Annotated in this window: 9 protein-coding genes and 3 pseudogenes; 4 read left to right on the top strand and 8 right to left on the bottom strand. The window is 69.2% G+C overall.

Translation table 11 applies throughout. The annotated features are described in order from the left end of the window. Positions 1-1019, bottom strand: a pseudogene (locus ACO1BR_RS43115) (ATP/GTP-binding protein); the annotation flags it as partial. Between the two features lie 373 nt (positions 1020-1392). Next, entirely contained in the window at positions 1393-2868 is a 1476-nt protein-coding gene (locus tag ACO1BR_RS43110) for a tetratricopeptide repeat protein (RefSeq protein WP_426800584.1), read from the bottom strand. Positions 2869-2966: 98 nt separating this feature from the next. Between ACO1BR_RS43110 and ACO1BR_RS43105 the strand changes: the two genes are divergently transcribed. Beyond that, positions 2967-3602 carry a hypothetical protein gene (locus ACO1BR_RS43105; RefSeq protein WP_426800583.1) on the top strand — a complete coding sequence of 212 codons (636 nt, stop codon included), beginning with the start codon at positions 2967-2969 and terminating at the stop codon, positions 3600-3602. A gap of 367 nt (positions 3603-3969) precedes the next feature. Here ACO1BR_RS43105 and ACO1BR_RS43100 read toward each other — a convergent pair whose 3' ends face one another. The 3 genes and pseudogenes from ACO1BR_RS43100 to ACO1BR_RS43090 form a co-directional block, all read right to left on the bottom strand. Then, the gene (locus ACO1BR_RS43100) at positions 3970-4179 is read right to left on the bottom strand and encodes a hypothetical protein (protein WP_426800582.1); all 210 of its coding nucleotides are present in this window, start codon (positions 4177-4179) and stop codon (positions 3970-3972) included. Positions 4180-4199: 20 nt separating this feature from the next. Next, entirely contained in the window at positions 4200-4490 is a 291-nt protein-coding gene (locus ACO1BR_RS43095; protein WP_426800586.1) for a hypothetical protein, read from the bottom strand. Then, positions 4491-4595: pseudogene (locus tag ACO1BR_RS43090) on the bottom strand (hypothetical protein); the annotation flags it as partial. Here ACO1BR_RS43090 and ACO1BR_RS43085 point away from each other — a divergent pair. The 3 genes and pseudogenes from ACO1BR_RS43085 to ACO1BR_RS43075 form a co-directional block, all read left to right on the top strand. Continuing rightward, the gene (locus tag ACO1BR_RS43085; RefSeq protein WP_426800585.1) at positions 4551-4964 is read left to right on the top strand and encodes a scabin-related ADP-ribosyltransferase; all 414 of its coding nucleotides are present in this window, start codon (positions 4551-4553) and stop codon (positions 4962-4964) included. The pseudogene ACO1BR_RS43090 and the gene ACO1BR_RS43085 sit on opposite strands and share 45 nt — an antisense overlap. Continuing rightward, positions 4961-5368: a hypothetical protein gene (locus ACO1BR_RS43080; protein WP_426800581.1), complete on the top strand. Its 408-nt coding sequence runs from the start codon at positions 4961-4963 to the stop codon at positions 5366-5368. The genes ACO1BR_RS43085 and ACO1BR_RS43080 overlap by 4 nt, the downstream gene beginning before the upstream one ends. Next, a pseudogene (locus ACO1BR_RS43075) lies at positions 5350-7377 on the top strand (type VII secretion system-associated protein); the annotation flags it as partial. The gene ACO1BR_RS43080 and the pseudogene ACO1BR_RS43075, both read left to right, overlap by 19 nt. A 101-nt stretch (positions 7378-7478) precedes the next feature. On the opposite strand, the gene ACO1BR_RS43070 reads toward ACO1BR_RS43075, so the two are convergent. From ACO1BR_RS43070 to ACO1BR_RS43060, 3 genes are all read right to left on the bottom strand, one after another. Then, the gene (locus ACO1BR_RS43070; protein WP_426800580.1) at positions 7479-8129 is read right to left on the bottom strand and encodes a response regulator; all 651 of its coding nucleotides are present in this window, start codon (positions 8127-8129) and stop codon (positions 7479-7481) included. After that, positions 8117-9343: a sensor histidine kinase gene (locus ACO1BR_RS43065; RefSeq protein WP_426800579.1), complete on the bottom strand. Its 1227-nt coding sequence runs from the start codon at positions 9341-9343 to the stop codon at positions 8117-8119. Before ACO1BR_RS43065 ends, ACO1BR_RS43070 begins: the two co-directional genes overlap by 13 nt. A gap of 175 nt (positions 9344-9518) precedes the next feature. After that, complete coding sequence (locus tag ACO1BR_RS43060; RefSeq protein ID WP_426800578.1) at positions 9519-9701, bottom strand: hypothetical protein; 183 nt, start codon at positions 9699-9701, stop codon at positions 9519-9521. Positions 9702-9903 lie beyond the last annotated feature (202 nt).

Raw genomic sequence — 9903 nt, 5'->3', positions numbered from 1 at the left:
CCGACGCCGGCCGCGGGCGGCAGGGCGTGCGGGATGTCGTGAGCGGCCAGGCCGGGCCAGGCCGCGGGGCCGGTCCAGTCGAGCTGGCCTTGCAGGGCTTCGTCGGCCCACTGCAGCCGACTGCGGCCGGTGACGACGAAGAAGGCGTTCGGCATCAGCCACACCACGCGCTGCAGCAGCCGCTCCAGGTCGCGGTGGGTGCGGTCGCCGGTCTCCTCGAAGGTGTCCAGCAAGATCACCGGAGTCACGGCCTTGGCAGCGGGCAGCTGGGCGAGCTCCCATGCCAGCAGATGCGGGTAGAAGGACAGTGCGTCCAGGTCCGGTTCGGCTTCCAGGAGGTCGGCGAGGCGGGCGCAGCCGGCCAGTGCGCGCACCGACTGTCGGCGCTCGCGCAGGGCCCGCACCAGCGTGCTGGCGACCTGGCCGGCGGCGTTGCCGACGCTTCCGGGCAGCAGCAGCGCTTGGGCGACGTCACCGAGTGCGGACTGCATCTGCTGCGGCAGCGCCTTGCCGAGCCGCGACGCCAGGCCGCCGCGGCGCAGGTATTCCTCCAGCGGCTCGCCGGGATGGTTGTGCTCCCAGTACCGGCGCAGCGCCAGGTCGAAGGCCGGCAACGGTCGGCCGAGTCGGGCGAGGGCGAGCCGGATAGTGAGGACGACGCGTTCGAAGTCGGTGCCAGCGGACCGGGCGAGGTCGATCCGCACGGGCAGGATCCGCCCTGCTGGCCAGGTGTGCTGCGGCCACTGCGTGGGCCGGTCCTCGGCGCTGGCGAGGGCTGCTTCGATCTTGCGAGAGAGCGTGCTCTTGCCGATGCCGCCCACGCCGTGGAAGGCCAGTACGTTCTCCCGCGGGGCCTCGAGGTCCTCGACGTCGAAGGCCGGGTCGGCGGTGAGCCGCAGGTGCGCTGCGAGCGCGGCAGCGACCAGCTCCCACTGCATCTGGCGGTTGGTGAACGCCTCCGCCGTCGTCAGGCCGCGGTCGTTGGTGCTGAAAAGTGCCCGCAGGTCCCGTCCCGTCACGCCAGCCCCCCGATAGGTGATCGATTGGCCCCAACCTACGCCCAGTGTCCGGGCCTTGGGATGGACTCCGGCGTTTACATCGACAAGCACCAGGCCACCGCCGACGGCCTTGACCCATGCCCGACACTGCCGGACCCCGGGTGCGCTGTCCGCATCGCGCCGGCGGACTGCGCGAGCATGCCATCTCCCTGGTCGGCACTGTCATCGCCTTCCACACGCTTTGGCGGCTTACGCAGGTGACCGGCAACTCGAAGTCGTCCACCTCACTCCCGCCGGGGCATTGGTCCCGGACGCCGTGGTGCTTCTCGCCGACGGCCGCACGGCCTTCGTGGAGCTGGACCGGACGACGGGTATGGACTTCCCCGACTGCCTGCTACCCACGTTGGTGGGCGAGTTCGTCCTGGGTCGTGACGGTGTCGGGGTGCTGCGGCCCGAGGATCCGTCTCTGATCTGCCAGCAGTTCGGTGAGTTCCCTTACGGCGTCGGCAGCGTTTCCGGTCTCGCCCCAGAAGCGGGCGAGGTAGCTGCGGGTCTTGAGTGTTGTGGGGTGGTCCGGGCCGAGGACCTGCTGCATCTTCTTCAGCAGGTCGGTAAATGCTTTGGTAACTGTGGCGGGATCTTCTGTGCGGGCTTGCCAGCGGATGAGGTCGCTGCCTGTGAGCAGTGTCCTGGGGTGTTCTGTGCCCAGGACCCGCTTCCGGTCCGCCAGCAGCGCGGTGAGAGTGGTTACAGCGCCAGCTACATCTCCGGCTTCGCCCTGGAAGTTGGCGAGGTTACTCCGGGTGATCTGTGAGTGGTGGTGTTCGGGGCCGAGTACGCGCTCCATGTCGGGCAGCAGCTGCGCGAGTGCTCTGACGGCGAGGGCAGTGTTTTCGCTCGCCTTGCTTTGCCAGAAGGCAAGGTCGTGGCGGGTGAGCAACGTGGTGGGGTGTTCCGCGCCGAGCCTTTCCTGGAGGAGGGGAAGGAGTTCCGCGAGCGCGTTCGCCCCGGCCGCGAAGTCGCCGTTTCGGGCCTGACAGTGGGCGAGGGCGTGGCGGGAGACGAGCACGTCAAGGTGATCCGGTCCCAGCAGTCTTTGCTGGTCTGTCAGGAGAAGCATGAAGGTCGTGACCGCTCCGGCGGTGTCCCCGGCGTAGCGCTGCCAGTGGCCGAGGTCCCTGCGGGTGCTCAGGGTGTCGAGATGGCCCGGTCCCAGCAGTTGCTGCTGGTACGGAAGCAGGCCGGTGAGTGTGGCCACTGCACCGGTGGGGTCTCCCGCTTCTCCCTGCCACCAGGCGAGGTTGCGGCGTGCGTTGAGGGTGTGGGGATCGTCGGGGCCGAGGCGGCTTCGCGAGGTGTCGACAAGGCGGCGGATGTAGTCGCGCGCAGCGGTGACCTGCCCGGTGTCGCCGAGGCTCTGTCCGGTACGCAGGAGCAGGGAGTGGGGGCTGGGCTGCCACAGCGCGTCCTTCGCGAGACTGCGAACGGTCTCGGCGTTGGCACGGAGCACTTGAGCAAGCGCGGTATCGCGGTCGACCTCGGGCCAGACAGCCATCAGAGCGTCAGCGGCAGCCCGGGCGCAGGACTCGATGTGGCCGACCGGGAGGTTGTCGCGGACGGCGCGCTGGATGAGCTGGTGGACGCGAATGGCCTGGTGAGGGCTCTTGGGGGTGTGGTCTATCAGGTTCAGCCGATGAAGGGTACGCAGCGTGCTGGTGGCTTCCTCGGCTGTGGTCTGGAGCGGTTCACAGGCATCGCTGTACGGCGGTGTGGCGGCGCGCTGGTCGGTGAGGTAGGCGAGGGCCGGCGGGCTTGTCAGGACGCGGGCGGGGATGCCGTTGGCATCGAGCATCGCGGCCAGCTGGAGCATGGGGCGGGCCAGGTTCCGTGGGCGTGTCCGGTTGGCCTGGTCGAGGGACAGCGACGGGGCGCGGCGTCGGTCGGTCGGCGGGCGGACCACAGGGCGAGGTGGTCGTTCCCCCTCCACAAGCCACAGTCAACGGGCGCAACCTCTGGTCCCGACCCATCGCCGAAGACTGGGCCGAGCAACGCCGACGCTCGCCCGAAGGCGCCGCCGCCACCCTGGCCTCCGGCGACAAAGACAACCTGCCCATCGGAGCCTCCGAACTCCGACAGCGCCTATCCCGCCTCTTCTTCAGCGTCCTGTGGGAACGCCCGGACCGCCGCAAGCGCTGGGCACTGCGCCATCGAACCGAACCCGCCGTCCACGAGGTGGCCGACGAACTCGCCTACACCGTCGCCGCAAACACGAACAACATCATCGACACCTGGGACCTCGCGGCCACGATCCGGCACGCCTTCTTGGACGAGTTCGCCACCGGCCGTGAGCTGGACGAAGGGACCGAAACCGCAGGCACCTTCTACGCCATCACGCACACCATCGCCAAGATGCTCGACTGGCTGGTCCGCCACCACCCAACGGCAGCCCAGCAGACCATCGCGGATATCGTCGGCGAAGCCGAACGACGCTGGAACACACCGCGCGATGTGAGCGCGCAATCCATCCGCACCGCCCTGTCCCTCGACGGCACGCTGGATGCGAAGGCCCGTAAGGAGTGGCTCGACCTGGTCCTCCCTCGCTGATCCCCCGAAACCCCGTGGCCTCTCACTCCCAGCAACGAGAGGCCACGGGGTTGGGCGGCAGCCGCGCCTTTACCCACGGTCGCCCCTCTCCGGTGCCCTCGCATAGTGCAGGGTGGTGGCCATGCTTATCGATGACCATGAATACGTCGTCGTCGTCACGGCCGTTACTTCCGTGGGGACCGTGGTTGATGCGGAGGGGGAGGCCGGGTTCATCGACCAGGCCAAACATCCTTCATGGTGGTCGGACGCCCCCCGTCCCACGGTCGGTGACCGGCTGCGGGCGGTAGTGCTCGATGCTTCCAGGACTCCGCCGCGACTCAGCGTCCTGCCGGACGATCGCGACATTGCCCGGACCCTTCGGTCCACGTCATAAGCGGCCGAGGCATCGAGACGAATCCCGACCCGGCTGCGTGGTGGGCCAGCCGTGGTCGGCCAGCTCGTCGAGCCAGGCGCCCAGCAGGGCATGTGCCTGGGCCGGGCGGTCCAGGTGGGTGTTGTGACCCGCGCTGCCGAGTGCGGCGGACGTCATCTGCGGGTAGTGCGGCAGCAGCAGCTCCGCCTGGTCGCGCCAGCCCACGTGTCCGTCCTGGCGCCCTGTCACAAGCAGGTGCGGCCGGTCGTCCGTGCCGATCCGCTCCTCCGGATCGGCAGCATGAAGTTCTTCAGCAGTTCCGCGGCATCCTCGCGGTGGTGGGCGCGCAGTCCCGGCAGGACGTGGTCTCGGAATGCCTGCCATCCGCTGCGGTCCTGCCACACGCCGACGCCAAGGAAGTCCGCGCGGTCCTCCGGTGCCAGCGAGGCAAGCAACTCCTCATCGCGTGCCAGCACTTGGTTCTCTGGCAGCGTTCGCGTGCCGTGCGGAAGGACCAGCGGCGCGATCAGTGCCATGCCCCGCACCCGGTCCCGGCGTTCGGCCAGCACCTGCCGGACCATCTGCCCGCCGAAAGACTGCCCCAGCACAGCGAGCGGTCCGCCGTCCGTCTTTGCGTCGATGAAGTCCAGCAGTGTCTCGGCGATCGCTTCGGCAGTGACCTTCCCACCCAGCCGGGGGCCTTTGTGGGCACCACCAAGGACGCCGATGCCAACTGGCTGACCAAATACTGGTACGAGGTGGATGCTCCCGGCGGCATCGACGTCAACCAGACCTTGCCGAACAACAAGTACCGAGGTGAGGAGGAGATCGCCTTCGCCGGGGGCATCGACCGCAAGCACATCAAGGGGGTCTGGGAGATCCTCCCCGAAGGGACCAAGGGAGAATGGACGCCGAACCCCCACTACGAGCCTCACATCCCCAAACAACCCGTCGCTCCCGCCCCTGAAGCACCGCCCGCCAGCCAACTGCCCGAAGGATGGACCCGATGAGTGGCCTGGTCCCCGACCGTTTCGAAATCCTCGCCTTCAACGGCGACCAGCAGGCCGACACCGTCCTGCACTGGGAAGGCGAGAACCACGATTTCACCGTGACCGCCGACGGCCCTTGGGGGCATGTCACCGGCAGAGCGGACGACTGCTTCGAGGCGCTCACCCGCATCCGCGAGCAGATCGAACCCCAGGGGTGGCTCTTGGGTGTCAACGGCTCGCGCCGCGACACCTGGCCCTCCGGGATGTGCCGTGGGACCGGGGGGTTCCTCGTCTACCGACTCAGGCCCGGGCTTCGCCCCACCAGCGCCGACCGCATCCAGACCTTCCACCCCGCACCCCGCGAGACGCTGGCCACCGTCGCCCAGCAGATCGCCTTCGAAGAGCAGTGGAGCCAGTCTCTGTGACCACCCCGTCCAGCCCTGCCGTCACCGTTCCCCCGGTCACCGAGGCTCTGCGCGCCCAGGCCGCACGGCAGCGCGACGGCTACGTGTATGCGATCGACCCGCACTTCGACCCCAACAGCGCCGTCCCCCCGTACGGCATCGTGGGCGGCTGGACCGTCGACAGCTCCGGCCAGCTCGTTTCCTTCATGCACAACCCGAACTACCGCCCGTCGCCGATGGCGTTGGAGTTCCCGGCCCCTGCCACCGCCCTGGATGAAGCCCTGCAGCGCGCTGTCACCGGTTATGGCAGCGAGCAGGAACTCCTTGCGGCCTTCCGCGACGCCACGCTCATCCTGTTCACCCAGGAGGGACAGACCGGCCTCTGCACCGTGGTCGAGGACGACGGCAGCCGCTACATCCCGGCCTTCACCCACCCCACCCACGCCCCCGACACCTGGCACCAGTGGCAACAGATCACCGGCCACCACCTCGCCGCCACGGGCCTCCCGATCCGCCTCAACCCCGGCCACCGCATCAGCCTGACCATCCCGGGCGAAGCCGGGAATCAAGCCGGTGGCGAGAACGCCGGCCCCGACTCGCCGTCCCCCACCTCGTCCTTCGGCCTCCCCGAGGCTCTCGTGGGTGCCCCGCTGCTCGCCGCCGGCCTGCTCGCGGCGCTCGGCCGCCGACGCCGTACAGCCCTGTGGCAATCCGCCATGGACGCCAAGGGCCGCCGCGCCCCGGAGCTTCGCCGGCCGACAGGTGTCGCCGCCGACACCCAAGACGCGCTGCTCGTCGGGGCCGACCCGCAGGCCGTACGCGATCTCGACCATGCCCTGAGGGGACTGGCGTCCGCCTTGACCGTCGAATCGCGCACCCTGCCGACCGTCTACGTTGCCAGGCTCACCGACAGCGAGCTCGACCTCCAGCTCGCCCATCCCGCGGGTAGCCCCCCAGCGCCATGGCAGTTCGGTCAGAACGAGACGTGCTGGCGCATCCAACGGGCCCACATCCCGGCGCACGAAACGGATGCCGGCACTGTCGCCCCCTACCCGGGTCTGGTCAGCCTCGGCAGCCTCGACGGCGCGCGTCTGCTGCTGAACCTCGAAGCCGTCCCCGGACTCGTCTCACTCACCGGCACGCGCGCGGACCGGAGTGCCGTCCTCACGTCGGTCGCCGCAGAACTCGCCACCAGCGACCGGTCGGACCGAATGGCACTGACCCTCGTCGGCTTCGGCAGGGAACTCACCACGCTCGACCCCACCCGCGTCCGCCACTTCGACGACATCGAAGCCCTGCTCGAAACCATGGACGCTGAAATCCGGAAGCGGCGCGGTGCCCTCGCCATGGCGAGCCACGACTTCGTACCCGCCGGCAGCACCGGCTCCGCACAGCACACCCGATGGTCGCCCCACCTGGTCCTCCTCGCCGCACAGCCGACCGAGGATCAGGCAGCGAAGATCGCCGAGCTCGCTGCCGACTCCGGTCCACTGGGCATCGGCTACGTGGCCGCCACCGAGGTGAACGGCCTGCCAGGCGCGACCTGGAACATCGAAATCACCCCCGACGGACGCCTCCTGGCCCCCTTCCTCGGCCTGGAACTGCAAGCACAGCTCCTGCCCCGGGCCCAGCACGATGCCGTGGTCCAGCTCTTCGCCGACGCCACACCCGACGGCGACCGCGACCTGGACCCCGGCATCCCGCAGTTCATGGTCGACATCACCCCGAGCGGACGACCCGCGGTGTACGCACGGCTGGTCGGCACCTACGAGATCACGGGCCTCGACGCACCGGACGCCGAGCACAGCCCGCTTCTCCACGAAGCGCTGGTCATGCTCCTGCTCCATCGCGAAGGAGTGCACCCGCGCGTTCTGGCCTCCGGGCTGTGGCCCCGCGGCGTAACCGAGGATGTCCGTGACGCCCTCATCGAACGCCTGCGAACCTGGCTGGGGAACGACCCCGACGGAAGCTCTGGAGCTGACCCTCGCATCGCCCGGGTCACCCCGGGCGGTCTTCCCGCAGCTCAGGCCGCCGGCGGCCACGCACACGGGGACTTGCAGGAGGGCGTGGAGTGGGTTGGTGGATCAAGGCTTGGTAAGTTTGCCGTCGCATGAGGGTCGGCCCGCTGCGGTCAGCCGGCAACGCTGTCCAGGTAGCTGAGGACCGCCAGGACCCGGCGGTGCCCGCCGTCGGCGACCGGCAGTTCCAGCTTCGCGAAGATGTTGCCGATATGCTTCTGCACCGCGTTGTCGGTGATGAACAGGCGTTTGCCCAGCTCCGCATTGCTGAGCCCCTGCGCCATCAAGGTGAGCACCTCGCGCTCCCGCGGGGTCAGTGCGTCGACGGCATGCCCGCCCGGCCCCGCCAGCAACTGCGTGATCACCTCGGGGTCCATCGCCGTACCGCCTGCGGCCACCCGCCGCAGCGCGTCCACGAACTCACCGACCCTGCTCACCCGGTCCTTGAGCAGATATCCGATGCTTGCGGACCCATGGGTCAGAAGCTCGCGTGCGTATGCCTTCTCGATGTACTGGGACAGGACCAGTACGGGCAGGCCGGGGCGCTCTTGGCGGAGTTGGAGCGCGGCCCTGATGCCCTCATCGCGGAACGAGGGCGGCAGCCTGATGTCCGCGATCACTACGTCCGGGACGTGCTCCGCGACCGCCGCCAACAAGCCCGGCGCATCCGTCACCACCGCGGCGACCTCGATCCCCTTGGCGCCGAGGATCAGTTCCAGCCCCGCCGCAAGGAGCACACTGTCCTCGGCGATCACGACGCGCACGGCAGCTCCACTGTGACCGCGGTGGGCCCGCCAGGCGGGCTGCTGACGAGCACGGTTCCGTCGAGTGCGGCGGCGCGGCGGCGGATCCCGATGACGCCGGAGCCCAGGGTTTCGTCCACGCCGCCGAGTCCGTCGTCGGCGACCTCGACCAAGAGGGCGGCGTCCTGCCGTATCAGCCGTACGGTGACCCGGGTCGCGCCACTGTGCTTGGCCGCGTTGGTGAGGGTCTCGGCCACAATGAAGTAGGCGGCGGCCTCGACGGCCGCGGGAAGTCTGCCCAGTTCGCCGAGTTCCACCTCGGCGGGGATGCCCGCGCCGGCCGCGACGGCGGACACCGCGCCCTGCAGGCCCCGGTCGGCCAGGATCGGCGGATACATCGTGCGGATCACATCGCGCAGCTCCGTCATCGCCTCCTCGGCGCCCTCATGGGCCTCCTGGAGGAGCTTGGCAAGGGCACCGGAGTCGTCGGGAAGCTCTTCTCGAGCCAGGCCGAGACGCATCGCGATGGCGACGAGGCGAGCCTGGGTGCCGTCGTGCAGATCGCGTTCGATACGACGCAGTTCGGCACCATGGGCATCGAGGACTCCGGCGCGGCTCTCGGCCAGCTCACCGACGCGCTCGGTGAGCCGTTCCTCTGCCGATGGCTCCAGCGCGGTGACGGTGCTGCGCGCATGCATCCGGGCGAGGCGAGGCATGGCCCACCAGGTCAGCGCGCCGGCGCCGATGCCCTGGACGACGCCCAGAGCAAGGGCGGTGCCCCAGCTGGCCACCGGAACCACGCCGAGCAGACGCAGCGGCTCCTCCTCCGGGAACAGCTGCCACAGCAGGGCCGCGGCCACGCTGAACACGGCAGTTGCGACACAAGCCAACGCAGCCAGGCCGGCGGGGAGGCCGGTGGCGACATGCCGCACGACCCAGCGCAGGTCACGGCGATTCTCGGAGTCGTCGAGCAGATGGCGCCACTGTGCGCCCAGCCCCTTGGGCAGTTCGGCCGGGCGCGGGCGTATGCCGATGCCGAGCAGTGCGCCAGCCCGGCGCCGGTGCCACTCCGACCAGTGCCGCAGGGCCCTCATCAGCACGGGCAACGCCGTCAGGCCGGAGACGATCGCTCCCACGACCAGCAGCGGTGGTACGAGCATCGACACCATCGCCGTGAACAGGCCGCCCAACAGGTACCGGCTGCCGAGCACTACATGTCTTATTCGCTCCTGCATGTGGATCATTGTCCGCCACGCGAAGCCCCCGCACACTACAGCTACCTGCACCGCACCTGCCGCCATCGGAGAGAACGAGCGCGTGCCGGCCGACTCGTCATGCTGTTCGTCATTCCCAGGCCGAACACGGGCGCCTGTCCGCCCCCGCGCACATCGCCATCACCAGTCAGGCCACCTACACAGCCGGGTTCGCCCCGCCGCCGTTGCCGGCGCAGTCGATGCGTACCGCGGCGCGGACCAGTTGTGGCAGCTGCCCCAGCCCCGCCAGGCGCATCACCGGGACCAGGCCGGCGTCCGTGACCAGATTCCGATCGTCGAACACGGCACAGACCGCCGAGGCGGCAGAACAGGCTTGCATCTCGCGGATGCTTCCTCGATCTGCGGATATGGAACCTCAGAAAAGTTCCATCATCCCAGGTCAAAGGGCACCCACGGCTTCATCTCCAAAGCCCTGGACCGGCCATCACTCGGTGTATCGAGGCTTAGAGGTCCTAACGCAACGTGTTTTGTAGGCGTCGCCAGCAGATCAGTGAGCAGGCGAGTTTGAGGAACGCCTCGTG

Origin of the sequence: Streptomyces sp. YGL11-2, assembly GCF_050054615.1 — a bacterium.
In the GTDB taxonomy this organism is placed as follows: domain Bacteria; phylum Actinomycetota; class Actinomycetes; order Streptomycetales; family Streptomycetaceae; genus Streptomyces.
This window is presented reverse-complemented; position numbering and strand designations above follow the sequence as displayed.